Genomic DNA, 22,383 nt, shown 5'->3' on the forward strand with positions numbered 1-22,383 from the left:
ACACAATTTAATAAATGAGCGTGATAAGAGATGACCCAAACGTCAGCTTGGCTTTCCTATATTCAGCTGCTGGATTCTGCGTTTCCAATCGGGAGTTTTTCACATTCCTTTGGTTTGGAAACCTATGTGCAGCAGCAAAAAATAAATAATTTAAGCCAGCTAGAGCTTTATATGAATGCGCAGCTGGAAGCCTCGCTTATTCCACTCGATGCACTGTCGATTCAAGCGGTATATCGAATTTTGGAAAATGCGAGGAAACTATCAGCTTCATCACAGGAGGCCCTTACAGCAGAGAGGACAGCAATCCAAGCTGCAGCAGCGGTGAAGATGCTGCAAGCAGAGCAGCAATTGCATCTTCGCAAGGAACTGCTGCGAATCGATGGATTATGCCACACGCAGCGATCGGCTCGTGAAAGCAGGGAAGGGATGCATAAGATGGGGCGCAGGCTGATTAAGCTTGGCAAATCCTTATACCCGGAGGTGCAGCTCGATGAGCTGGAGAGGCTGCTCGCAGAAGGAAAAGGCTACGGCTCATATCCGATTGTATTTGCCTGGATAGCCTGGCATCTGCAAATGGATAAGGACACCGCGATACTGGGGTATTTATATGCAAGCATTCAGATGTCCGTCAATAGTGCGCTTAGGCTAATGTCATTGGGGCAGACGGACGGGCAGCTGCTGGTGCGCAAGCTGGTACAAACAGCTGAGCAGCTATGGTGGAAGTTCAAGTTGCAGGAAGCGGTTGAGCCTTTCAGCTATGCGGTAGTCAATGAAATCTATGCGATGCAGCATGAGACGCTTTACTCAAGGCTTTTTATGTCATAACAAATCAGCTTCATCGTTTCAGCATAACGATAAATTGAAGAACAATTAGAGGAGGAATTTATAATGTGTCAAGGAGCTAATCATTCACATGAGCAATGGGAAACACCTGTTATGGCGTTAAATCGTCCGATTCGTATCGGAATTGGAGGACCTGTCGGCTCGGGGAAAACGGCGCTAGTCGAGAAATTATCCAAAGCAATGCGTGAGCATTACAGCCTCGGTGTCATTACCAATGATATTTACACAGCGGAGGATGCAAGAATTTTAATTCGCGAGGATGCCTTGCCTGAGGAGCGCATTATTGGCGTAGAGACGGGAGGATGCCCGCATACGGCGATTCGCGAGGATGCCTCGATGAACTTTGAAGCGGTTGAAGAGCTGGAGCAGCGCTTCTCGGACCTTGAAATTATTTTCATAGAAAGCGGCGGCGACAATCTGGCAGCGGCGTTTAGTCCCGAACTGGTTGACCGCTTTATCTACATTATCGATGTTGCACAAGGGGAGAAGATTCCACGCAAGGGCGGGCCAGGCATTATGCGTTCTGATCTGCTTATTATTAATAAAATCGATCTTGCACCGCACGTTGGCGCGAGTCTGGACGTGATGAAGCAGGATACAGAGCTGATGCGCGGCGATCGTCCTTATCTCATGACCAATCTTCGTGATGAAATCGGAGTCAGCGAAATTGTTCATTGGCTGGAGCATCAACTGCCTGGTCACCAGCATCGCATTCATGCTCATGGCGAGCAAGCTAACCACGGGCATCAGCATCATCATCAGCACGAGTCTCATTAATCGTTGCTCATCCTTCTCAAGCTCAGGCGGGTATGGAAAGTCCATCATGAAGCAATGAAACATCGATCTCGAAGTAAAGGAGCAAAAATACATTGGACATAAACCGAGCAACACTTCGTGCAGTATGTCAGCATGTAGCAGGCAAGACCGTGCTAACCTCTCGCTATCATGAGACACCGCTGAAAATCACAAAAACCTTTCGCGAGCCGGATACGAATGCTCTGCTTATGTATGTGATGGATGTATCACCTGGCTTGATGGAGGGCGATCATTATGAGCTTCAGCTCAAGCAGCAGTTAGGGACGCATCTTGTCATGACAAATCAATCGTTTACGAAGGTGCATCCTGCCTTGCTGCACGGGTCATCGACTACTGCACGGTTTGAGCTGGAGGAAGGCGCGAAGCTGGAGTATATGCCGGAGCCTACCATTCCTTATAAGGACAGTATGTTTACGGGGCGAAATGAGTTTCATCTGGCGAAGGATGCCTCGCTTATATTTGCGGAAATCATAACCCCGGGCAGGACTCATCGGGATGAGCGTTATCAATTTGCCCAATTCGCAACAACAACGGAGCTATACCTGGATGGTCAGCTCGTAGCTAGTGATCGCTATCAGCTTAAGCCGGGAAGCGATGCTTATTCAGCAATAGGAGTAATGGAGCAGTATACGCACCAAGCGGTGATGTGGATATTTTCTCCTAAAGTCAACGCGGATCTGCTTGTATTGCTGCGTGCTGAGCTGGAGCTGCTTGCTCGCGAGCGAGTGCTCGCAGCGGCAAGCTTGGCTGAAAAAGGCGGCATCGTCGTTCGCGCGGTTGGTCACTCCGTATGGAAGCTGCAGCAGCTGTGTCAGCGTTTGTGGGATATAAGCAGGGAAAAGCTATGGGGATATCCGCCATGCCTTCTTCGCAAATAGCTTGTTAGCTTCCAAGAAAACTGGATGATTAGCTAGATACCCGATACGTCACTATAAATCGATAGCCAATCCTATCGAAAAAGCTACATCAATCCAATCGAAAAGCCTCAACAATGAGAACTGCCCCCCAATTGTTAGATACGCTTAACAATTGGGGGGCAGTTCAATGCTGTTGTAATAGCATTTTAGGAAATGATGTGTGTTCTAGCGTGACACCCTGTCAGACTGTCACGTTTTGCTTTGTTGCTTATCTTCTTGTTGAGCTGCTCGCTGCGCTTCAACTGATGGTTCTAATACGAGCCGCGGATGTGCTGATGAACCTCGTTGTCGTAAAACTGCTCCAGCTTTTTCATTTCCTCGTTCGTGAAGGCAGGAACCTTTAATGCTCCAAGATTGTCAAGCACCTGCTCGCTTGTTTTAAAGCCTGGAATGACTGTGCTTACCGCTTCATGATCAAGAATCCAGCGAAGTGCAGCGCGAGTCATGTTTTCTTTTCCCTCAGCAATCCAGCCAAGTGCTCGACTTAGCTCCTGACCTTTTTCCAGTGGAAGGCCTGCGAAGGTTTCACCGACGTTGAAGGCATCTCCGTTTCGATTATAGCTGCGATGGTCGCTTGCTTCGAAGCTTGCGCTTGTATTGAACTTGCCTGTCAGCAGTCCGCTAGCCAGCGGCACGCGCGCAAGAATGCCGACTTGCTTTTCCTTCGCAACTGGAAGAAGCTCGCGAGCAACCTTTTGTCTGAAAATATTGAAGATAACTTGCAACGCTGCAACATTGGGCTGCTCCATGCAGAATAAGCCCTCTTCTACACTTTCCACACTTACACCGTAGCTGCGAATTTTACCCTCAGCCTGAAGCTTGTCCAGTACATGAAAAACGTCGCCCTGCTTCAAGATATCGAAAGCTGGGCAGTGAATTTGATACAAGTCAATTCGTTCGCGCTTTAGACGCTTAAGGCTGTCCTCGCAATAGGCGCGCACGGTTTGCTCCGAGTAATTGTTAGGATCCTGAATATCGCCTTTTCGGCAAAATTTGGTTGCAATATAGATGTCGTCCTCCTTGCCCTTTGTCGCCTCTGCAAGCAGTTCCTCGCTATGTCCGCTTCCGTATACGTCAGCTGTATCAAAAAAATTGACGCCATTCTCAATAGCCGTATGTAAGGCGCGTAGAGAGGTAGCATCATCGACTTTGCCCCAATCTCCACCTATGCCCCACGTTCCGAAGCTAATTTCACTTACATTCATCCCTGTTTTTCCTAAAGCTCTATATTTCATTTGCGTTTACGCTCCTTTATTCAAGTTTTACAGCTATAGTTTACCATAACGCAGCCCTTCAACCTATGGCACATTGTATGGAGGTCAGGTTTTTCTTTTCGTTCTTTTTGAGCCTGTTATAATGGAGGTACGCAACGAATAAAAAGGACGGCTGGATACGATGAAAAAAACGATAGGAATATTAGCACATGTTGATGCAGGCAAGACGACCTTTTCCGAGCAGCTGCTGTATTATACGAAAAGCATCAAGCAGCGCGGCAGGGTCGATCATCAAAATGCATTTTTAGATAATCATGATATCGAAAAGCAGCGGGGCATAACGGTGTTTGCCGATCAAGCAATGTTCCAGTTTAAGGACAATCACTATTACTTGATCGATACACCGGGGCACGTCGATTTTTCGCCAGAAATGGAGCGGGCGATTGCTGTTCTGGATATTGCGATTGTCGTTGTCAGCGCAGTAGAAGGCGTTGAAGCGCATACCGAAACGGTATGGCAGCTGCTAAAAAAACATAGCATCCCAACCTTTTTCTTTATCAATAAAATTGACCGAACTGGCGCTAACGTAGAGGCGGTTATGAAGCAAATTCAGCAGGAGCTTTCGAGCGATGCAGTGCTGCTGGAAGCAAATGAAGACGGGCTTAAATGGGACGAGTCCGTCATAGAAATGATTGCGGAGCGTGACGAGCAGTTGCTCGATTATTACATGGAGCATGGCTTCGAGCCGATGCAGTGGCAGGAGGCTATGCGACGCACCATTATGGAGGCACGAATCTATCCTTGCTTTGCAGGCTCTGCGCTGCATGATATTGGCGTTGAGCCATTCCTTGCAGCTTTTGACAGCTTGACGGTTACAAGCTATGCAGACGATAAACCATTATCAGGACGGATATATAAGCTGAGATATGATCAAGCAGGAACGCTGGTTGCCTTTATTAAGCTGCTTGGTGGCACACTGTCAGTACGAGATGAGCTTAGCTATGGCGCGGGTTTGCAGGATAAAATTACGCAAATTCGCCGCTACAACGGTTCAAGCTATGAAACGATTTCAACTGCTTATGCAGGAGAATTGATTGCGGTTACAGGCTTGTCTCAGCCACAAACAGGCGATGGAATAGGAGCAATGTCGGAGCGGATAAGCTATGATATGCAGCCTACACTTCGCTCAAGGGTTCAGCTCGAGCAGACAATTAATCCGAAGGAAGCGCTGCGCTATTTTCGGATGCTGGAGACCGAGGAGCCCTCGCTAAATGTGGTTTGGGATGAAAAGCATGGCGACATTCAACTTCATGTGATGGGTAAAATTCAGCTGGAGGTGCTGGAGCAGGTTGTGCTGGAACGCTTCGGGCTGCAGATCAAATTTGAGCCTCCGCAAATTTTATATAAGGAAACGATCGCTGCGACCGTTATCGGCTATGGGCATTTTGAGCCGCTTCGTCATTATGCCGAGGTGCATCTCATGATGGAGCCAACTGAACGCGGTGCAGGGGTAAGCTATTCCTCCAACTGCCATGTCGATATGCTATCTGATGCTCTGCAGCGCCTCGTCGGTCAGCATGTGCTGGAGCGTGAGCATCACGGCTTGCTAACGGGTTCGGCGCTAACAGATGTGCATGTAACGCTTTTGCGTGGCCGAGATCACAACAAGCATACACATGGTGGTGATTTTAGAGAAGCGACCTTTCGAGCGTTGAGACAGGGACTTGAGAAAGCGGAAAATGTACTGCTGGAGCCTTATTATCAGTTTAAGATTGTCGTTCAGACGGAGCAGCTCGGTCGTGTCATATCAGATATTCAGCGTGCTCATGGAACACTCGATCCGCTTGAAACGGAAGGGGAGAAGGCAATCATTACGGGTAAAGCACCAGTAGCTACGATGTTGGATTATTCAAGCGAGCTTGCTTCCTTCACCCAAGGAAAAGGGAAGCTCCATCTTAGCTTTGGTGGCTATGCTCCGTGCCATAATGCGAGCGAGGTCATCGAGCGCACTGGCTATAATAAGGATGCAGACCCCGAGTATACCTCATCCTCAATCTTTTGCGCCAAGGGTGCGGGGTATTCTGTAAGATGGGATGAAGCTGAGCAGCTAATGCACATCGAGAAGGGGTAGGTTAAAATGTCCGAAGTTGATTACGATGCGAATGCGTTAGTTGATTCGACGTCGAATCTTGAACGCTAGCGAAAATTACGGTGCTCACGTACCAATACATGTACGCTGCGCTCCTCGTTTTCTACTAGCGTCCAAGCTTCTTGGTACTGAACTCCGAACATTTTAACCCTTTATTGGAATAGGTAATTCAAAAGCACGGCTTTGATGACGATGTCATGCGCTGTAGCGTAGTCGACGTCGAATATGTGACGCTACCTATGCTTTCGTAGGATGTTTTCTGCGAAAACATTTGAGCTCACGTACCAATACATGTACGCTCCGCTCCGTAATTTCTAGCTTCGTCCTATCTTCTTTATCCTGAAAGTCGAACATTTTAACCCTTTATTGGAATAGGTAATCAAAAACACGGCTTTGATGATCGTCAAAACCAGTGAAAAGCAGCACAGTGTATATCAGGTTTTTCGAGCCGAAGCGTTGTAAAATGTTGATTGAAAGGAGGGGCGTGTATGAATATGCTGAGCCAATTTAATGAAGCAATGGATTTTATAGAGCAGCATCTGATGGATGAGCTTGATATGAATCAGCTGTCGCGAATTGCTGGCTGCTCAGATTATCATTTTCGCAGAATGTTCTCTACATTGTCAGGAATGCCGCTTAGTGAATACATTCGGAGAAGAAAGCTATCTGCTGCAGCCGAGCTGCTGCAAGCGGGTGGAAAGGTTATTGATGTAGCCATGCAGCTTGGCTATGACTCCCCGGAAGCATTTAGCAAGGCGTTCTTATTGTTGCATGGCATCCTGCCGTCACAAGCGAAAAAGTCGAATACGATGCTGAAGGCGATACCGCCCATGTTCTTTCAACTAACGATACAAGGTGGGGTAGCAATGAATTATCGCATTGTTGAGAAAGAAGCGTTTAGAATTATTGGATTTAAAAAACGAATTACACTGCAGTTCGAAGGGGTTAATCATCAGCTGGATGATTTAGTACAGAAGCTGACACCAGAAGTCATTGCAGAGTTGAAATCCTTGTCTAATATGGAGCCAGCAGGCATCTTAAATGTGTCAGCAAATTTTACAGATCGTACGAATGAGGGAACAGAGCTGGACCAATATATTGGGATTGCAACGAACGCTGCAAACTTGTCATACGATGCTCTTCAGGTTCCAGCATCCTCTTGGGCAGTGTTTGAGGTAGTAGGCGAATTTCCTAAAGCAGTTCAGGATACGTGGGCAAGCATTTACGCTCAGTGGTTTCCTTCCTCCGGCTATGAACTAACAGGAGGACCAGAAATGTTGTGGAATGAAGGACCTGATACATCCAAGCCAGACTTTAGAAGCGAGATTTGGATACCCGTGCGTCGTCTGTAACCATCTTTTTCCACATGTATGATCAAGCCTCCTGCTGCCAGTGCAGCAGGAGGCTTTTGTAGTTATTCCTCTTTCAGCGAATGTAACGTATCCGCCCACTTTTCTTTGTCTTGTTTAGCAATGACGCTGCCTGTTTTAGCCGTAACGATATACAAACCATCCTCGTACTTCAAAAATACTAAGTACTCCTGATCGGCGTCTATACCTGCAGGCAGAACAACGATAGCATCCTTTTCGATTTGTTTGTCAGAAAAGCTTTCAAGTGTTTCTACTTGGGCAAAGGTCATATATTTGTTGGTTCGCGTAATAATGGAGGGCTTGATATGAGCGATAATATCAGACTGTTTAATCAATTCATCGTTACTCATTGCGTCTTTGAGCAATACATTTGTCTGTGACGGTTCGATTACACGAGATTTCGTTATTCCAGGTGATGATTGAATCGAGTCAAGCAGTGCAGTTAAGCTTAACTCATTTGGCAAGAAGGGATTTTGATGATAGACGTGTTGCCCATCAATGGCGAATAACACTTCTGGTTGTAATAGCTGATAGATCGGTTCAGGATACAACCCTCCCTCAAATCTTTCGAAAAAGAAAAGATACTGGTTATTTATTTCTAATTCTTGATTTTGCGTATAAACTAAAAGCTCGGCCGAATGTGTTTCGTTTTTAAGCTGTTGATTTACGATGACGGTATATTCATCAATATAAGAATCAAATTTTGATCGTTCCTTGACCGTACCAATAACGATATGATCGGCATAACTGATATAGTCGTCTATATGATTAAACGCAACATAACTGGATGCCATAGACGCAACTTGCGCTTGGCTAGGCTCATGCCTATTTTGACTTTGTATAGCGACAATTAAAATCGTCAAAGCGATCAGTAGTACTCCGATTGTGAGTAAGCGACTTGCTCTTCGTTTTAACATACAAAATCCACCCTCCTTTTATTTGATTCTATACATAATCGTATAATCTAGTATTTTTGTTTCCTAGTTAAATAATTTAAGATTCTTTGTAAGAAATGATAGATCGTGCATCAATGCAGAAAGAACGTTTTCCTACTTCCTATCTGCTGCAGACTAGTTTAATATAGTAATTAATGAGTTAGTTTATTGATTGAACAAAGTTGACTTAAACAAGAAGAGAGGGGAACGTTATGTCACATGGAACGATGTTGGCTGCTGTATTGAATAAGCCATTGGATATGGAGATGAAGCAGGTACCGATCCCAACACCTGGCAAGGATGAAGCGCTTGTAAAGGTATATTGCATCGGGGTATGCGGCTCGGATGTGCATTATTATGAGCATGGTCGCATTGGGCGCTACGTCGTTGAACAACCCATCATATTAGGACATGAGCTAGCTGGTGAAGTCGTCGCTATAGGCGAGGATGTCAAGCAGGTTCAGGTCGGTGATCGAGTCGCGGTAGAACCTGGTGTAACGTGCGGTAGATGTGAATATTGTAAGGCAGGACGTTATAACCTTTGTCCGGATGTCGTATTTATGGCGACACCGCCAGTTGATGGCGCATGGGCGGAATATGTAGCAGTACGTGCAGATTTTTTATTCAAGCTGCCAGATACGATGACATTCGAGCAAGGAGCGTTGCTTGAGCCGCTGTCGGTTGGCATCCATGCCATGAATCGTGCGAACGTTACACCTGCCGATCGTTTGCTCGTAACAGGGCTTGGGCCGATAGGGCTGCTGGCAATTCAAGCTGCCAAGCTGTACGGTGTAAAGGAGATTTATGCAACAGATGTCGTACCATTCCGTCAGGAGCTGGCTATGGAGATGGGAGCGACAGCTGTCATTGATCCTTCCAAGGAAAATGTGAAGGAGCGTCTGCAAGAGCTTACAAATGGACACGGCATATCAGTAGTTGTTGAGTCATCCGGTAACGGACGAGCAATCGGTGACGCGGTTCGTGCTGTTAAGCGAGGAGGACGACTTGTCCTGGTAGGTATGCCGGCTGTCGATGAGATCCCAATGAACATCAATACTATTATTGATTCCGAGCTTGATGTATTCGGCTTGTTCCGTTACGCTAACACATACCCTGCAGCGATTGCAGCTTTGTCCAACAGTGACCTCGATATTGAAAAGGTTATCACGCACAAATTCACCCTGCAAGAGACAGAGCAAGCTGTAGAAATGGCGCGTACGCAAAAGGATACGAGCATCAAAGTGATGATTTATCCTGGTATGAACCAATAAAGTATCATAAGCCATAATAATATTAGCTATAGAAAAACCTTGGAGCATTGACTGATGCTTCAAGGTTTTTTTTTTTAGTATTCGGCACATAAGATCTTAACTATACACTAAGATGATTGTCAAGAGCGATGCAATCCGATATAATTGATAATGATTATCATTGATAAAAATCAAAAGCCGCATTTTAGTTGGCATTTTGATCCGCTTGGATGGAATATTGCGCAATGAATGCAGTTTATGAACTAACAAAGTGGTGTTGAACATGCGAAAATCAAATGCTAAAAAAGACATAGAAGCTGTTAAGCAATATATTGAGCGTCATTATTGCGAGCCGATTACGCTCGAACAGCTTGCCGTTCGTTCAGGCTTGTCGGCTACATACTTATCGTCTATTTACAAGCAAATGTATGAGGTCACCCCAACGGAATATGTGACACAGCTGCGGATGATAAAGGCAAAGCAGCTTATGAGGAATCAAAAGCTGCGCATCAAGGACATTGCGGCTGAGGTTGGGTTTAGTGACGAATTTTATTTTAGTCGTGTCTTTAAGAAGCTGGAGGGAACTTCTCCTACGAAATATAAAAAATTTATAGCACAGGACTCTTGACTTGCCGAACTTAACATACATAACAGTCAAATGAAAATGGTAAGCATACTGGCTAATACACGCAAAAAGCTAGCGATCCTCTCTTGGATGCTAGCTTTTGCGTGTGCTAGTTATCGTTCATGTGACTATACTTTCGTCCATACATGAAATAGATCGCGATCCCGGCAATAATCCATATGCCGCAAGCCATCCATGTGTAAGGAGAGAGCTGCGTCATTAAAAACAAACAGAGCAAGAAAGAAACAATCGGCAGAACAGGATAGAAGGGTACCTTGAAGCCGCCAGACGGTATAGACTTGTTTCTTCTTAAAAATAGTATGCCAATCGATACAATAGCAAAGGCAATCAGTGTTCCCATATTGACCAGTTCAGCCAGCTTGGCCAGAGGCACGAAGCCTGCACAAGCCGAAACAGCAATTGCAAAGATCCACGTGTTTTTAATAGGTGTTTTATATTTCTCATCGATCTGACTCATGCTTTTTGGCAGTAGTCCGTCGCGGCTGATGGCATATAACAGTCTGGAACCTCCGTAAGACATTACCAGAATTACGGTCATCATACCAACAACAGCACCAAGCGCAATCAAGCCTGAGATCCAGTCCTGACCCACTAGAGAGATAACATAGCTGACTGGGTCACTAACATTCAACTGGCTGTAAGGAGCAATTCCAGTGAGCACAAGCGAGACTGACACATACAGAAGCGTACAAATAAACAGCGAGCCGATAATTCCGATCGGCAGGTTCCGCTGAGGGTTTTTGACCTCTTCGGCAGCATTCGATACGGAGTCAAAGCCAAGATACGCAAAAAATACAAGAGCTGCCCCGCCAAATATGCCGCTTGTACCATATGGCATGAAAGGCTGCCAATTATCGGGCTTCACATAAAAAACGCCGACAGCTAAGAACAAAACAATAACGCCGACTTTTATAAATACCATAATCGTATTGATTCTGCTTGATTCCTTTACGCCAAGCGTAAGCAAATAAGCGGTGCCCATAATAATCGCAATGGCAGGCAGATTAATGTACGTGCCTGCGGCGGGATTGAACGGACCAGACAAGGCTTGCGGAATATGAAGCTGGAGCCCGGCAAGCAAAGCGCTTAAGTATGATGACCAGCCAGTCGCTACTGAAGCAACAGCCAGTCCATATTCAAGAATTAGCACCCAACCAACGATCCACGCAAACAATTCGCCAAATACAACGTAGGCATACGAGTAAGCACTTCCTGTTACAGGCACTGAGCTGGAAAACTCGGAATAGCATAAGCCTGCAAATGCGCATACAATGGCTGCAATAATAAAAGAAAAAACGATAGCAGGTCCTGCGTGCTCGGCTGCTACCGTTCCTGGCAATATGAATATCCCTGTTCCTACAATTGCACCGATCCCCAACAAAATCAGATCGAATGCACTTAAGGTTTGCTCAAGCTGTGCTCTCCCTTTTTTCTGAAGCAGCTCTTGCAATGATTTTTTTCTAAACCATTCATTCATCTGTCAAACACCCATCCATTATTCAGTTTAGATCTTTTTACACATTTTCATATTCTACGTGTTTGATTATAAAAACACAAGCAATCATAAAAAAGTATTGAAACATGAGACAAGATGTTGTAGGATTACAAAATCAGAAGTAATCTACTCGTATAATTTTGGGAATATGGCCCATAAGTCTCTACTGGCGACCACTGTAATCAGCCAACTATGAGTGAATGATGATCTATTAGGGTATGAATGCTAGCTTTATACGCTTTACGTATGTAGACATGCATTATAGACAGCTAAGATGACAGACTTCACTTACGAGCCTTCGCTCAGTGAAGTCTGTTTTTATTTTAAAGTGAATAAGGGGAGTTTGCATCTAATGAGATTGCTAGAGGACAAAATTCGTGAACATGGCAATATTTTATCGGACAAAGTATTAAAGGTAGATTCATTTCTTAATCATCAAGTCGATACAGAATTGGCACTTCAGATTGGTCAGCAATTTTACCGTATATTTCGACATCAACCGATTACAAAAGTGTTGACAATCGAGGCGAGCGGAATTCAATTTGCAATGGCAACTGCAATGGCGTTTAACGTTCCATTTGTCTATGCGAAGAAAAAGAAAGCAGTTACCCTTCAGGAGAGCGTATATACGGCAGCTGTACATTCCTTCACCAAGCAGGAAACGTATCAGGTTTGTGTATCGCAAGCTTATTTGGGTCCAGAGGACAGAGTTCTGATCGTGGATGATTTCTTGGCAACAGGTGCGGCGTTAATTGGTCTTGTCGATATCGTCAAGGAAGCTGGGGCAGCCCTTGTAGGAGTCGGATGTGTGATAGAGAAGTGCTTCCAGGAAGGAAGAGAGCTGCTTGAGCAAAAGGGTGTCGACGTTCATTCGCTAGCTAAAATATCCTCGATGGCTCCTGGCAGTATTCAGTTTGTGCCTGGCGATGATGAAATTATGCTTGGTAAGGAGAGCGACGACGATGCTAAGTAAACAAAAAGTTGCTGCTCTTGGCCTTCAGCATGTGCTCGCAATGTATGCAGGGGCTGTAATTGTACCGCTTATCGTCGGTGGAGCTCTTAATTTGACACCTGCTCAGATGGCGTACCTGATCGCTGCGGATTTATTTACTTGCGGGATTGCAACAATTCTTCAAGTAATGAACACCAAATATTTTGGCAGTCGCCTTCCTGTCGTATTGGGTTGTACATTTACTGCAGTCGGCCCGATTATCGCGATTGCTTCGACCTCTAATTTGGCTACAGCCTACGGAGCGATTATTATATCCGGGATCTTTGTTGTGCTCGCAGCCCCATTATACGGCAAGCTGCTGAAGTTTTTCCCGACAATTGTAACGGGAACAGTCGTGACTATCATCGGCCTGTCGCTAATTCCTGTAGGAATGAAAAACGCCGCTGGCGGTGATGGAAGTGCTGATTTTGGAGCGCCGAGCAACCTGCTGCTAGCATTAGTAACATTTGTTATTATTCTTCTTATTAACCGTTTTGCCAAAGGCTTTATTCGCTCCATATCAGTTTTGCTTGGTTTAGCTGTTGGCACTATTATCGCGTATGGCTTCGGCATGGTAGATTTTTCACCGGTAGCTGAAGCGAGCTGGGTAAGCGTGGTACAGCCATTTTATTTCGGCGTACCTCAAATAAGTGTCGTGGCTATAGCGACAATGGTCATTGTAAATATTGTCAGCATGGTCGAATCGACCGGCGTGTATTTGGCGGTTGGAAAAACGACCGGGCAAAAGGTAGAGCAAAAACAAATTGTAAATGGTTTGCGTTCTGAAGGGGTTGCGATCACACTTGGCGGTATTTTTAATGCCTTTCCTTACACAGCCTTCTCGCAAAATGTCGGACTTCTAACTCTTTCACGCGTTAAGTCAAGAGATGTGATTTTTGCAGCAGGAGCCATTATGGTGGTGCTAGGATTGCTACCCAAGCTTGCCGCAATAACGACAATTATACCAAGCGCAGTGCTTGGCGGCGCGATGATTGTGATGTTTGGTTCGGTAGCAGTTTCAGGCATATCCATTCTAGCTGAGGCCAATGTGCAAAAAGGCAATAATTTAATGATTGTTGCATGCAGTATCGCGATTGGGCTAGGCTCTGCCGTACTGCCGGAAATGTTCAGTCAGCTTCCAAGCTTTGCTAGAATGCTGCTGGAAAACGGCATTGTGACGGGTTCGATTACGGCAGTTATCTTAAATCTGCTATTTTCATCTAAGGACGAAGAGCCTGAAAAGATAGGTGCTGCGGAAGCTCTATGATGTAAACTCGGACAAGCACGAACGCTAACAAGTATGTAAACTAGTACAAAAACAATGCTTTAGCAGAAGTAAAAGTAAAAGCATCTATTTCCCAGCGAGGCATAGATGCTTTTTTAGTGCGCGTATCTTATTGTAACTCCTTGAAAACGATCAGCGATACAGAATACGAAGAAGCTTGTACACTTTAGGTACTCCTGTATTCATGCTACACTTACGTTAATATGATCATGCTGAAAGGAATGAAAGAGTTGATCTATCTAAAAAGCTTCAAGCTGTCGCCTTTTATTGATCGAAATCCACATGCATACCCGGATCAGGTGTTTAAACATATGGCAGGTGAAGTGTTGCTGTTTGATCGTATTACTGTAATTTACGGAAACAATGGCTCTGGCAAATCAACGTTGCTGAATTTAATTGCCAATAAGCTTGACATAACTGGCAAGGAAAGCCTGCCTGACTACGGTAAAATACCATATGCAGAACAGTTCCTACAGTATTGCGTCTACACATTTGGAGAGGATGAGCGAGAACGGACACTAGAGAAGCTGCCTGAGCAGAGCCGATATATGAAATCAGAGGATTTGTTGTATGAAATTAAAAAGATTCAACAGCTCGCGATACTAAGAGAAGGTCTGCTTGTCGAGCAGGTGAAAAATGGGATGGATCAAACTAAGCTTGCGGAGTACGAACAATCAAGCGAGCTGTACAACAAGCTGAAAAGAATGAAATTTTCACAGGAGAAATACTCTAACGGGGAAACGACGCTGCAGTTTTTTGAGCAGTATTTAACACCCGACAGTCTGTATGTGCTGGACGAGCCGGAAACTTCACTGTCCCCGCAAAATCAATTAAAGCTTGCGGAGATGATTAATCAGCTTGCTCGCTATTGCAACTGTCAATTTATTATAGCGACACATTCACCTGTTATGCTTGGAACACTCCATGCCAAAATCTATAATTTGGATGCAGCTTCGCTGAAAACCTCTCAGTGGTATGAGCTCGAGCACGTAAAGTTTTTCTATCAATTTTTTAAGCAGAATCAGCAGTTATTTGAATAGAAATGCTTCAGATCGTACTGAGCTGAAGATCGTTTTAATAGCCAGGCTTGCGAAATCGGTGTTGATCTCCGATTTCGCAGGCAATAAAGTTGGAGACGCATTCAATTATAGCTGGGGGCTGTTCAGTTACTTGACTCGTTTAGGCAGTGACAATAATGAAGACTCGCGCACAATTAAACGATGAGGAATAATAACTCGGTTTTGATGCACGGATGGCTGATCAACAATTCTTCTTATCAGCATTTGCGATGCAGTATAACCGAGCTGATAAGTGCCGATATCTATTGAACTGATCGGTGGAGAGGCCAGCTCGGATAAAGCAATGTTGTTAAAGCTGACGATGCATATATCCTCAGGCACAGCGAAGCCAAGCTCGGTAAGACCATGCAATACGCCAAATGCAACCGCATCATCAATAACTACGAGTGCACTTGGCCGCTCCTGCAAATTCATAAGAAAAGTCATCGCTCGATATCCACTATGCTGCAAATATTCCCCTTCAACTACCCATTCTGAACGAAGCTCCAGCCCTTGCTCCTGCAAGGCGCGTCGATATCCGGCCATTCGATCCAATGAAACTGTTAAATTCGGCGGACCACTTACAAATCCAATACGTTCATGCCCTTGAAGAATAAGATGCTTCGTTGCATCATAAGCCGCTTGCTCATTATCATTATCAACAGACAGAATTCCTGCTTGCTCATCTGTGCGTCCTATAAGAACGGTCGGGAATTGCTGCTTGTCGAGCATCGAAATTAATGGATCACTAACGCGGGATGAAAGCAGAATGACACCATCGACGCGACGTCCAAACACTAGACGCGATACCGTTTCTTTCTCATCCATTGGAGATGTTGCAGCGGTTAGCAGCATGTCATATCCTGCGATAGTCGAGTGCGTCAAGATTCCGCGCAGCAGCTCGCCAAAGAAAAAATCCTTGAACAGCTCTTCAGCAGGACGCGGCAGCATAATGGCTAGCGTCTTGGTTGTTTTTGAAACCAAGCTTTTTGCCATTATATTCGGATGATAGCCCATCTCCTCCATAATTCGTTTTACTTTGCTGCTAGTTGCACTACTGATTCGATCATGATTGGAAATCACTCTCGAAACCGTTGAGGGAGAGACCCCTGCAGCCTTTGCAATATCCTTTATCGTTACCATTAGGAAATGCCCCTTTATCCTGCAAATGTTTGATTCGTTCTTGATTTTCCATTTTCGTTAATCACTTGTCAGTTAATATATACCAAATGAAAGCGGTTAACAAATGACGAGAAACTATCCAAATTAAAGAAAATAGGAGAAAATAAGAGATTTTATAGCTATTTTTACATAAATCGAGCTATGCAAACGTTTTAACAAATTGCACAGTATGTTGTATGATGAGTTCACGAATACAACGCTTACATTTCCATAATACATAAAATCTTGTGCATAAATACGGTATATCTCCCCAAATTTCAGGTTTTTTTCTGAAATAAGGACAAACGTTTGCGCTAAATTGCACAATGCTAAGCAAATGGGGATGTAGCACATTCGATGTATGAAGTATACAAATTGAAAGGGGATACTTAAAATGAAAAAACTGCTTGCATTAACGATGATTGTTTCTCTGTTTTTTGTAGCTGCTTGCAGCTCGAGCACTGGAGGAAATCAAGGAGGCAACAACGTAGCGCCTACAAACAACAGCGGCAACAACAATATTCAGGAACCAGGGAACGCCGTATCAGAAGACGATGACCTTGTACCTGAACCAGGCGCTAGCCTAGTTATTTGGGATGCGAACAACCAAGTTGGATTTATTGAGGAAATGGCAAAAGAGTTTGAGCAGCAGTATGGTGTAAGCGTTAAATTTGAAGAAGTGGGCAACACGGATCAAGTTAACAAGCTAATGACTGATGGTCCAGCTGGTCTTGCAGCAGACGTATTGCTTTTCCCACATGACCATTTAGGTAAAGGAGCTGAAGCTGGCTTACTACTACCAAATACGGCTTATGAAGATGAGATTATAAGTGAAAACGCTGATAAAACAGTAAAAGCTGTTAGCTATGATGGCATCCTATACGGATATCCTCGCTCAGTAGAAACCTATGCACTTATTTATAATAAAGATATTATCGCTGATGCACCTGAAACGATGGACGAAATTTTTGCTTTTGCTGAAACATTTGCAGATCCATCTAAAAACAAGTACGCATTTGCTTGGGAACTTCAGCAATTCTATTACAACTTTGCTTTCCTTGCCTCACAAGGCGGTTACATGTTCGGCGATGACAATACAAACTCTGCTGATATCGGACTTAACAATGAGGGCGCAGTAAAGGGTGCTACATTACTTGCAGAAATTAAAGAAAAACTGCTTCCAATTAATACAGGCGACATTGATTTTGACATTAAAAAGGGCCTGTTTCTAGATGGCTCACTAGCTCTAGATATCAACGGTCCATGGGCAATTGCAGATTACAAAGCAAATGGCATTAATTTTGGCATCGCACCACTTCCAAAGGTCGATGGCAACCCTATGACTTCATTCTCGGGTGTTCAAGCTTACTATGTAAATGCTTATTCACAATACCCACAGGCTGCTCAGTTGCTGGCTCGTTTCTTATCTACGAAAGAAGCTCAAATGAAAAACTACGAAATGAACAGCTTAATGCCATCCAACGAGGAGGTAGCAAACGATCCTGTCGTTGCTGAAGATGAAGTAATTAAAGGCTTCTTGGCGCAATTTAACAACTCCACCCCAATGCCATCCATTCCTGAAATGGACAGTGTATGGAACCCGATCACTTCTGCCATTACTGAAATTTGGAATGACGGCAAAGATCCGAAAACCGCACTTGACAATGCAGTGAATCAAATTAAGGAAAGCATTGGAGCTAATTAATAGTAGCCATGCAAGAATGAAGGGTACGGTTTCCTCACGATAAGTGGGGGAACCTTTCATTCTATGCAATGAAGAGAGGAGCCGAAGGATGATGAAGCATCGCAATATGGCAGCTTTGCTATCGGTAGCGCTGCAAGGACTTGGTCAATTGTACAATCGGCAGTGGCTAAAAGGGATTGTATTCCTTTGTGTACAGGCATTAGGGCTTTATTATCTGGTTCCCCGACTGGGCAATGCAATCTGGGGATTGGTCACATTAGGGGAAACGACACAGAAGTTTGTAAGAGTAGGGAAAAGCACGCAATTGGTTAAAGGTGATCATTCCATCTTTTTGATGCTGGAAGGAATCATTACCATTCTTGTTTTGCTCGTATTTGTACTGATCTATGTTTTGAATGTATATGATGCTTATCAAAACGGAAAGAAACGGGATGAGGGCAAAAACGTTCCTAATTTTTCAGATTCGTGGAATCATGTTACGGTTAAACATTTTCCTTATTTCATGTTGTTTGTACCAGTGCTTGGCGTGTTGTTTTTTACCATTATGCCGATTTTATTTTCGATTATGCTGGCGTTTACGAACTATTCGGCGCCTAACAATATACCGCCTGCCAATTTAGTCGATTGGGTCGGGTTTCAATCATTTATAGACTTGCTGCAGATGAAATCATGGAGCAAAACGTTTTATGGCTTGTTAGTCTGGACGGTTATTTGGGCAGTGCTTGCAACCGTCACCTGTTACTTTGGCGGTATTCTTGTAGCGCTGCTAGTTGAATCAAGAGGTATTCGCTTTAAGAAGGTATGGCGCACACTTTTTATTATCCCATATGCAATTCCACAGCTCATTTCCTTGCTCGTGATGCGCAATCTGTTCAATGCCAAGTTCGGTCCAATCAATCAGTATTTTGCGTATTTTGGTCTGGATGGGCTGCCATGGCTGACCGATCCGTTTTGGGCAAAGGTGACGCTAATTGTTGTTAATATGTGGATTGGTATTCCTGTCAGCATGCTGTTGGCAATGGGCGTTTTGACTGCAATTCCACGCGATTTGTATGAGGCTGCTGAGGTGGATGGCGCGACAAGCTTCCAGAAGTTCAAAATTATTACGATGCCGTATTTGTTGTTTGCGACGGCTCCGATCCTAATTACACAATTTGCAGGCAATATTAACAACTTCAACGTTATTTATTTGATGACAGGCGGCGGACCGCCAAAAGGCGAATATCAGTTTGCGGGTTCAACCGACTTGCTTGTAACCTGGCTGTTCAACCTGACGCTGGTTAACAATAAATACAATATGTCTGCCGCGATCGGCATTTTGATCTTTATTATCATCGCATCTCTTTCGATATTCAGCTTCCGCAGAACAAAATCGTTTAAAGAGGAGGATATGCTATCATGAGGCAACGAAATAGCATCATACGTTTAACGTTTAGCTATTTAACGTTAATTATTTTGTCGGTGTGTGCATTATATCCATCATTATGGGTAATTGTATCCTCCTTTCGGCCTGGCGGCTCCTTATACAGCAGAACTTTTTTTCCTGAAACGTGGTCGCTGGATCATTACGTGACGTTATTTACCGGTACGCAGTATACATTTGGAATATGGTATGTCAACACCTTTAAGATTGCTGTGTTTACAATGATATTTTCTGTGCTGCTCATGACGCTTAGTATGTATGCGCTATCTCGCTTTCGTTTTCGCGGGCGCAAAACAATGCTAACGGTTATGCTAATTCTCGGAATGTTCCCTAGCTTTATGAGTATGATTGCCATTTATATCGTTTTACTACAGCTTAATTTGCTAGATACGCACTTCGCGATGGTGCTGGTGTATTCGGCCGGCGCTGCGCTCGGCGGTTTTATTGTAAAAGGTTATTTTGATACGATACCGCGGAGTTTGGATGAATCAGCGAGAATTGATGGAGCAAGCCATCTACAAGTATTTTTGAAAATTATGCTGCCGCTATCTAGGCCAATTCTAACCTTTGTAGCGCTAACCTCTTTTACAGGTGTTTGGGGAGACTTTATTTTTGCACGACTTGTGCTCCGAACGAAGGACAATTATACAGTTGCAGTCGGCATGTATGAGCTAATTGCTTCGCAAACGAACAGCAACTTTACGTTATTTGCTGCAGGCTCTGTCATTATTGCGATTCCGATCACGATTCTCTTCCTAATATTGCAACGATTCCTAGTACAAGGATTGACAGCCGGAGCTATGAAAGGATGACGTTTGTGGGAAGCTACCGTATTGCGAAATTCAGCATCTGCATGCTGCTGTTGCTAGTAATCAGCGCTTGTACGAATGCTGGCAATAACCCAGCACCGATCAGTTCCAATGAGCCACTGCAATCGGTTGAACCTTCATCTGTCGAAAAGGTTAAGACGCTCGGTCCTTACGACGTTCATGAACAGCCAGGAACGGTATTTTATGAGATTTTTGTACGTGCATTCTACGACAGCGACGGTGATGGGATTGGTGATCTTAACGGCGTGACGGCGAAGCTTGATTATTTGCAGGAGCTGGGAGTAGGCGGAATTTGGCTAATGCCGATCAACAGCTCTCCCAGTTATCACGGCTATGATACGACTGACTACTATGCGATAAATCCTGAATATGGCACGATGGAAGACTTAACTACGCTTATAGAGGAAGCACATAAGCGTGATATTAAAGTCATTATGGATTTGGTCGTAAACCATTCCAGCACAGAACATCCGTGGTTCAAAGAGGCAGTTGCTAACCCTGACAGCCCATATCGCAGCTGGTATCATTTTGTCTCCGCAGAGGAGCAGACCAAAGGCGACAATGCTGCGGGCAGCGGCAGTCCTTGGCATAACGTGCTTGGCTCAAAATATTTGGGAATCTTTTGGGAAGGCATGCCTGATTTTAATTTCGATGAGCCGCAGGTGCGGGAGGAATTGATTCATATTGGTCAGTTCTGGCTCGAAAAAGGATTGGACGGCTTTAGATTAGATGCTGCCAAACACATTTATGGAGATTTTAAGTCGACGATTCATTCTCCGGAAATTCAAGCTGCCAACAAAGCGTGGTGGCAGGAATTCAGACGAGGCATGAATGAAATCAATCCTGACGCCTTTCTAATTGGCGAGGTGTGGGATACAACAGCGGTTATTGGTCCTTACTTTGACGAGGCGCTTGATTCAGCTTTTAACTTTGATCTGTCTGAGCGGCTGCTTCGTGCAGCATCAGAGGAACGTGATCCAGATCTTGCGCATACGTTAGGACGAGTTCATGCCTTTTATGCACAATCTTCAAGCGGGCATTTTGTAGATGCGCCTTTTCTTACAAATCATGATCAGAATCGCGTCATGACGGAGCTGAATGGGAACGTTGATCATGCGAAGATGGCTGCCAGCATGCTGCTGACGCTGCCGGGTACGCCATTTGTATATTATGGTGAGGAGATTGGAATGAAGGGAGCAAAACCTGATGAATTCATTCGAGAGCCTTTGCTGTGGTATGCCGATTCTGCCGGGGGCGAAGGTCAGACGACATGGGTGGCGTCACGCCATAATACCGAGGCTGGCGATATTTCTGTTGAGACTCAAATTGCAGATGAGCAGTCGCTGCTCAATCATTACCGCAAGCTGATTCACTGGCGCAATCAGGAGCCGGCTTTGCAAAACGGAGCAATTGGAGAATACAAGCTTGATACTCCGAATCCATCACTTAGCCTTTATGTACGCGTGACGAAGGATGATCGAGTGCTCGTTGTTCATAATTTATCGGGCGAGATGCAGAGCACCGAGCTTAAAGAATCAGCGGCTTATGGCATGTTTGATCAGCTGCTTTATGCCACTGAAGATACTGCCGAACTGCAAGCAAGCCAATTAACGATACCTCCTTACAGCTCGGTCGTAATCCGGTAATATTTACAATGTTAAATTTGAAAGCTATTAACGAAAAAAACTGGAATGAGTAATCATTCCAGTTCTTCATTTTAAAACATAAAATTTGATGAGCCGACATGCTATAATTCATAGCATATAGGCATGTAAAAGGATTTTCACGCCGTAAAACCTTGATGTAAAAGGGTTTCGTCTAATTTTCAATCATCCGTTATATTACAGTGAAAGCAGGGAGATTCAAATGCTAGTAGGACAAAAATTAAAAGAACAACGCTTGAAGCAAAACGAAACACAAGAATCTGTGGCAAATAAATTGGGTGTCTCTCGACAAACGATTTCAAATTGGGAAAACGGTAAAACACTTCCTGATATTGATAGCTTGATCAAGCTTTCCCAAATTTATCAGTTGTCCATTGATGAATTGTTCGATGTAACAGTTTCATCTACAGTTGAAGCTACACATGAAGAATCTGCAACTGCAACAATAGGATCAAGCAGCTCAAAGGTATTGCAGATGACGCTAAAAAGAAATGCAAAGCTATTATCCATACTGTTACTTCTTGTTATAGTAGATGTCCGTAGCGTATTCTTATTTGTCCTGTTGCTAATCAGTCTACTTATTAAGTATATTATGACTGACTTCTCCCAATTAAAAACGTAAGGGTGATTG

General features: G+C 44.4%; 19 protein-coding genes and 1 riboswitch. Of the genes, 15 read left to right on the forward strand and 4 right to left on the reverse strand.

Features of this window, described 5'->3' with window-relative positions:
• Nucleotides 1-30 precede the first annotated feature (30 nt).
• The 3 genes from ACFP56_RS17855 to ACFP56_RS17865 all read left to right on the forward strand — a co-directional run bounded on the left by ACFP56_RS17855 (nucleotide 31) and on the right by ACFP56_RS17865 (nucleotide 2,537).
• Nucleotides 31-825 carry an urease accessory protein UreF gene (locus ACFP56_RS17855; RefSeq protein WP_379237085.1) on the forward strand — a complete coding sequence of 265 codons (795 nt, stop codon included), beginning with the start codon at nucleotides 31-33 and terminating at the stop codon, nucleotides 823-825.
• Nucleotides 826-888: 63 nt separating this feature from the next.
• Entirely contained in the window at nucleotides 889-1,620 is a 732-nt protein-coding gene (gene ureG, locus ACFP56_RS17860) for an urease accessory protein UreG (RefSeq protein ID WP_379237087.1), read from the forward strand.
• Between the two features lie 92 nt (nucleotides 1,621-1,712).
• Nucleotides 1,713-2,537 (forward strand): urease accessory protein UreD, encoded by an 825-nt coding sequence (locus tag ACFP56_RS17865; RefSeq protein ID WP_379237089.1) that lies wholly within the window; start codon nucleotides 1,713-1,715, stop codon nucleotides 2,535-2,537.
• A 290-nt stretch (nucleotides 2,538-2,827) separates the two neighbouring features.
• Here the strand turns inward: ACFP56_RS17865 and ACFP56_RS17870 are convergent, their stop codons facing one another.
• Nucleotides 2,828-3,811 carry an aldo/keto reductase gene (locus ACFP56_RS17870; RefSeq protein ID WP_379237091.1) on the reverse strand — a complete coding sequence of 328 codons (984 nt, stop codon included), beginning with the start codon at nucleotides 3,809-3,811 and terminating at the stop codon, nucleotides 2,828-2,830.
• A 160-nt stretch (nucleotides 3,812-3,971) separates the two neighbouring features.
• Between ACFP56_RS17870 and ACFP56_RS17875 the strand changes: the two genes are divergently transcribed.
• Together ACFP56_RS17875 and ACFP56_RS17880 are read left to right on the forward strand one after the other, a co-directional pair.
• The gene (locus ACFP56_RS17875) at nucleotides 3,972-5,921 is read left to right on the forward strand and encodes a GTP-binding protein (RefSeq protein WP_379237093.1); all 1,950 of its coding nucleotides are present in this window, start codon (nucleotides 3,972-3,974) and stop codon (nucleotides 5,919-5,921) included.
• 506 nt (nucleotides 5,922-6,427) lie between these two features.
• Complete coding sequence (locus ACFP56_RS17880; RefSeq protein ID WP_379237096.1) at nucleotides 6,428-7,291, forward strand: AraC family transcriptional regulator; 864 nt, start codon at nucleotides 6,428-6,430, stop codon at nucleotides 7,289-7,291.
• Nucleotides 7,292-7,353: 62 nt separating this feature from the next.
• On the opposite strand, the gene ACFP56_RS17885 is transcribed toward ACFP56_RS17880, so the two are convergent.
• A complete protein-coding gene (locus tag ACFP56_RS17885; RefSeq protein WP_379237098.1) occupies nucleotides 7,354-8,226 on the reverse strand; it encodes a hypothetical protein in 873 nt (290 codons plus the stop codon).
• A gap of 230 nt (nucleotides 8,227-8,456) precedes the next feature.
• Here ACFP56_RS17885 and ACFP56_RS17890 point away from each other — a divergent pair, with 230 nt between their 5' ends.
• Both ACFP56_RS17890 and ACFP56_RS17895 read left to right on the forward strand, forming a co-directional pair.
• Nucleotides 8,457-9,515 (forward strand): NAD(P)-dependent alcohol dehydrogenase, encoded by a 1,059-nt coding sequence (locus tag ACFP56_RS17890; protein ID WP_379237100.1) that lies wholly within the window; start codon nucleotides 8,457-8,459, stop codon nucleotides 9,513-9,515.
• Nucleotides 9,516-9,777: 262 nt separating this feature from the next.
• Complete coding sequence (locus tag ACFP56_RS17895; RefSeq protein WP_379237102.1) at nucleotides 9,778-10,122, forward strand: helix-turn-helix domain-containing protein; 345 nt, start codon at nucleotides 9,778-9,780, stop codon at nucleotides 10,120-10,122.
• A 106-nt stretch (nucleotides 10,123-10,228) separates the two neighbouring features.
• Here ACFP56_RS17895 and ACFP56_RS17900 read toward each other — a convergent pair whose 3' ends face one another.
• A complete protein-coding gene (locus ACFP56_RS17900; RefSeq protein ID WP_379237104.1) occupies nucleotides 10,229-11,617 on the reverse strand; it encodes an amino acid permease in 1,389 nt (462 codons plus the stop codon).
• A gap of 128 nt (nucleotides 11,618-11,745) precedes the next feature.
• A riboswitch (purine riboswitch) is annotated at nucleotides 11,746-11,848 on the forward strand.
• Between the two features lie 139 nt (nucleotides 11,849-11,987).
• Here ACFP56_RS17900 and ACFP56_RS17905 point away from each other — a divergent pair.
• The 3 genes from ACFP56_RS17905 (at nucleotide 11,988) to ACFP56_RS17915 (ending at nucleotide 14,951) form a co-directional block, all read left to right on the forward strand.
• Nucleotides 11,988-12,608: a xanthine phosphoribosyltransferase gene (locus ACFP56_RS17905; protein ID WP_379237106.1), complete on the forward strand. Its 621-nt coding sequence runs from the start codon at nucleotides 11,988-11,990 to the stop codon at nucleotides 12,606-12,608.
• Complete coding sequence (locus ACFP56_RS17910) at nucleotides 12,598-13,893, forward strand: nucleobase:cation symporter-2 family protein (protein ID WP_379237108.1); 1,296 nt, start codon at nucleotides 12,598-12,600, stop codon at nucleotides 13,891-13,893. Before ACFP56_RS17905 ends, ACFP56_RS17910 begins: the two co-directional genes overlap by 11 nt.
• A 239-nt stretch (nucleotides 13,894-14,132) precedes the next feature.
• Complete coding sequence (locus ACFP56_RS17915) at nucleotides 14,133-14,951, forward strand: AAA family ATPase (protein ID WP_449290048.1); 819 nt, start codon at nucleotides 14,133-14,135, stop codon at nucleotides 14,949-14,951.
• Between the two features lie 126 nt (nucleotides 14,952-15,077).
• On the opposite strand, the gene ACFP56_RS17920 is transcribed toward ACFP56_RS17915, so the two are convergent.
• A complete protein-coding gene (locus tag ACFP56_RS17920; protein WP_379237110.1) occupies nucleotides 15,078-16,112 on the reverse strand; it encodes a LacI family DNA-binding transcriptional regulator in 1,035 nt (344 codons plus the stop codon).
• 412 nt (nucleotides 16,113-16,524) lie between these two features.
• Between ACFP56_RS17920 and ACFP56_RS17925 the strand changes: the two genes are divergently transcribed.
• From ACFP56_RS17925 to ACFP56_RS17945, 5 genes are all read left to right on the forward strand, one after another.
• The gene (locus tag ACFP56_RS17925; RefSeq protein ID WP_379237112.1) at nucleotides 16,525-17,835 is read left to right on the forward strand and encodes a sugar ABC transporter substrate-binding protein; all 1,311 of its coding nucleotides are present in this window, start codon (nucleotides 16,525-16,527) and stop codon (nucleotides 17,833-17,835) included.
• A gap of 88 nt (nucleotides 17,836-17,923) precedes the next feature.
• Nucleotides 17,924-19,237, forward strand: a complete 1,314-nt coding sequence (locus tag ACFP56_RS17930; RefSeq protein ID WP_379237114.1) for a sugar ABC transporter permease — start codon at nucleotides 17,924-17,926, stop codon at nucleotides 19,235-19,237.
• Nucleotides 19,234-20,070 carry a sugar ABC transporter permease gene (locus ACFP56_RS17935; protein WP_379237116.1) on the forward strand — a complete coding sequence of 279 codons (837 nt, stop codon included), beginning with the start codon at nucleotides 19,234-19,236 and terminating at the stop codon, nucleotides 20,068-20,070. The genes ACFP56_RS17930 and ACFP56_RS17935 overlap by 4 nt, the downstream gene beginning before the upstream one ends.
• Nucleotides 20,067-21,734: an alpha-amylase family glycosyl hydrolase gene (locus tag ACFP56_RS17940; protein ID WP_379237118.1), complete on the forward strand. Its 1,668-nt coding sequence runs from the start codon at nucleotides 20,067-20,069 to the stop codon at nucleotides 21,732-21,734. The genes ACFP56_RS17935 and ACFP56_RS17940 overlap by 4 nt, the downstream gene beginning before the upstream one ends.
• A 220-nt stretch (nucleotides 21,735-21,954) precedes the next feature.
• A complete protein-coding gene (locus ACFP56_RS17945; RefSeq protein ID WP_379237120.1) occupies nucleotides 21,955-22,374 on the forward strand; it encodes a helix-turn-helix transcriptional regulator in 420 nt (139 codons plus the stop codon).
• Nucleotides 22,375-22,383: the final 9 nt, after the last annotated feature.

This window comes from Paenibacillus septentrionalis (genome assembly GCF_042659865.1).
Classification (GTDB): domain Bacteria; phylum Bacillota; class Bacilli; order Paenibacillales; family Paenibacillaceae; genus Pristimantibacillus; species Pristimantibacillus septentrionalis.

Bases quoted from the DNA above. Each gene is read 5' to 3' on its own strand.
- ACFP56_RS17905 (WP_379237106.1), top strand. From the start codon at position 11,988: ATGAGATTGCTAGAGGACAAAATTCGTGAACATGGCAATATTTTATCG.
- ACFP56_RS17935 (WP_379237116.1), top strand. From the start codon at position 19,234: ATGAGGCAACGAAATAGCATCATACGTTTAACGTTTAGCTATTTAACG.
- ACFP56_RS17940 (WP_379237118.1), top strand. From the start codon at position 20,067: ATGACGTTTGTGGGAAGCTACCGTATTGCGAAATTCAGCATCTGCATG.
- ACFP56_RS17870 (WP_379237091.1), bottom strand. From the start codon at position 3,811: ATGAAATATAGAGCTTTAGGAAAAACAGGGATGAATGTAAGTGAAATT.
- ACFP56_RS17925 (WP_379237112.1), top strand. From the start codon at position 16,525: ATGAAAAAACTGCTTGCATTAACGATGATTGTTTCTCTGTTTTTTGTA.
- ACFP56_RS17930 (WP_379237114.1), top strand. From the start codon at position 17,924: ATGATGAAGCATCGCAATATGGCAGCTTTGCTATCGGTAGCGCTGCAA.
- ACFP56_RS17855 (WP_379237085.1), top strand. From the start codon at position 31: ATGACCCAAACGTCAGCTTGGCTTTCCTATATTCAGCTGCTGGATTCT.
- ACFP56_RS17920 (WP_379237110.1), bottom strand. From the start codon at position 16,112: ATGGTAACGATAAAGGATATTGCAAAGGCTGCAGGGGTCTCTCCCTCA.
- ACFP56_RS17885 (WP_379237098.1), bottom strand. From the start codon at position 8,226: ATGTTAAAACGAAGAGCAAGTCGCTTACTCACAATCGGAGTACTACTG.
- ACFP56_RS17895 (WP_379237102.1), top strand. From the start codon at position 9,778: ATGCGAAAATCAAATGCTAAAAAAGACATAGAAGCTGTTAAGCAATAT.
- ACFP56_RS17900 (WP_379237104.1), bottom strand. From the start codon at position 11,617: ATGAATGAATGGTTTAGAAAAAAATCATTGCAAGAGCTGCTTCAGAAA.
- ACFP56_RS17945 (WP_379237120.1), top strand. From the start codon at position 21,955: ATGCTAGTAGGACAAAAATTAAAAGAACAACGCTTGAAGCAAAACGAA.
- ACFP56_RS17915 (WP_449290048.1), top strand. From the start codon at position 14,133: ATGAAAGAGTTGATCTATCTAAAAAGCTTCAAGCTGTCGCCTTTTATT.
- ACFP56_RS17880 (WP_379237096.1), top strand. From the start codon at position 6,428: ATGAATATGCTGAGCCAATTTAATGAAGCAATGGATTTTATAGAGCAG.
- ureG (WP_379237087.1), top strand. From the start codon at position 889: ATGTGTCAAGGAGCTAATCATTCACATGAGCAATGGGAAACACCTGTT.
- ACFP56_RS17890 (WP_379237100.1), top strand. From the start codon at position 8,457: ATGTCACATGGAACGATGTTGGCTGCTGTATTGAATAAGCCATTGGAT.
- ACFP56_RS17875 (WP_379237093.1), top strand. From the start codon at position 3,972: ATGAAAAAAACGATAGGAATATTAGCACATGTTGATGCAGGCAAGACG.
- ACFP56_RS17910 (WP_379237108.1), top strand. From the start codon at position 12,598: ATGCTAAGTAAACAAAAAGTTGCTGCTCTTGGCCTTCAGCATGTGCTC.